This is a genomic window from Escherichia sp. XD33 (genome assembly GCF_019375075.1).
GTDB lineage: Bacteria > Pseudomonadota > Gammaproteobacteria > Enterobacterales > Enterobacteriaceae > Enterobacter > Enterobacter flexneri_A.
Genome location: NZ_JAENDM010000161.1, coordinates 1 through 1,760, shown reverse-complemented (window position 1 = coordinate 1,760; position 1,760 = coordinate 1). Strand labels below are relative to the sequence as shown.

Annotated in this window: 2 protein-coding genes; one reads left to right on the top strand and one right to left on the bottom strand. The window is 39.3% G+C overall.

Features of this window, described 5'->3' with window-relative positions; all coding sequences use genetic code 11:
• The first annotated feature begins 260 nt into the window (after positions 1-260).
• Positions 261-647 (top strand): bleomycin binding protein, encoded by a 387-nt coding sequence (gene bleO / locus K0778_RS25835; protein WP_063102497.1) that lies wholly within the window; start codon positions 261-263, stop codon positions 645-647.
• Positions 648-966: 319 nt separating this feature from the next.
• On the opposite strand, the gene K0778_RS25830 is transcribed toward bleO, so the two are convergent.
• Positions 967-1,359, bottom strand: a complete 393-nt coding sequence (locus K0778_RS25830; protein WP_057109146.1) for a pyridoxamine 5'-phosphate oxidase family protein — start codon at positions 1,357-1,359, stop codon at positions 967-969.
• Positions 1,360-1,760 lie beyond the last annotated feature (401 nt).

Sequence of the window (1,760 nt, the reverse complement as noted above, 5' to 3'; positions counted from 1 at the left end):
CTCAGCATTTTATTATGGTGATCCCCTGGGCGAAATGCGCCTGGTAAGCAGAGTTTTTGAAATGTAAGGCCTTTGAATAAGACAAAAGGCTGCCTCATCGCTAACTTTGCAACAGTGCCGCCCCAGCAGCATCTCCAGCTGTGAACGCTGTTCGGCTGACGGTATCAGTGCCAGTTTGTTCCACAGGCGCAACGTCGCCTTTTCCCTTACCTCTGAAATCAACCGGGTCAGCGTAGTGGCTCCGGGGAGAATAATAGTCTATCCCGGCATTGCCAGTCGGGGATATTAAAAAGAGTATAGGTTTTTATTGCGATAAACTAGGTTTCACTTTGGTTCACCATGAAGATGGATTCGCAGTTCTAATGTGTAATGAGGTTCGGATTCATCTATGGGAGGCAAGTGATGAAGGCTGGCGCTCTCGTAGTAATGATTCACCGGTTTGTACAGGTGCGGAGTCGTTTATTGCTGGTACTGCTAGTTGCCGCATTGAAGTAGAGGGAATTGATGAATTATATCAACATATTAAGCCTTTGGGCATTTTGCACCCCAATACATCATTAAAAGATCAGTGGTGGGATGAACGAGACTTTGCAGTAATTGATCCCGACAACAATTTGATTAGCTTTTTTCAACAAATAAAAAGCTAAAATCTATTATTAATCTGTTCAGCAATCGGGCGCGATTGCTGAATAAAAGATACGAGAGACCTCTCTTGTATCTTTTTTATTTTGAGTGGTTTTGTCCGTTACACTAGAAAACCGAAAGACAATAAAAATTTTATTCTTGCTGAGTCTGGCTTTCGGTAAGCTAGACAAAACGGACAAAATAAAAATCTAAATATGCTTGAACAACTTGTAACTTAAATTCATAACTGTATTTTGCCATAAAAAATGACCTCCCATAAGTTAGATTTTTGGTCTAACTTATGGGGGTCAGTTCATTCTACACTTGGGCTGCATGTTTTGATTAATTATCTAATATCTCCGGATCTCCTGTAAAGGAATATAAAACTGCCTGCATGTTTTTCAAATAAAATACGGTGAATTTCCCATCATCAGCGCTATACCAATCTCTCAAAAACGGATTTGCTTCAAGCATTGCTTCCCTTGCTTCCACGGTATCATCAATTACGGCTTCGCCGGTGAGCCGAATCCATTTTCCTTTTGCCATACCTGAGACTTCCACCTTTGAATTTGCCAATAACTGCTGATAAACTTTTTTCTGATTGGTTGTACCAAGATAGACCTTGCCATTCCTCTCCATGGCTGCATTAAACGGTCTGACCCTTGGCTGGTCTCCTTCAACGGTTGCAAAATAAAAAGTTTTTGCTTCATTTAAAAAATCAACAACTTGACTCATCCTTTTTTACCTCCATAAATAAATTTTTCTTTACTTTTCTTTGACCTAAATTCCACGTGCATTTTTTATTAGCTTAAAAGAACACTATTTCACGAAGAATTTAAACTGATACTCCCACATTGTAACATTATTTACCACCACCTTTCAATCTTTTTCAATAAATTATTGATTGCAACTTTTGAGTAAAGATACTTATTAAACCCTGCAAGTTATCCACAGAGCAACACTCGATTTTCAAGATGATATCTTTATTATACCAGACATTTTTCATACACTTCCTTGGGCACTGTTGCAAAGTTAGCGATGAGGCAGCCTTTTGTCTTATTCAAAGGCCTTACATTTCAAAAACTCTGCTTACCAGGCGCATTTCGCCCAGGGGATCACCATAATAAAATGCTGAG

Excerpts from the sequence above, each read along its gene's own strand:
- K0778_RS25830 (WP_057109146.1), bottom strand. The coding sequence starts at position 1,359 with ATGAGTCAAGTTGTTGATTTTTTAAATGAAGCAAAAACTTTTTATTTT.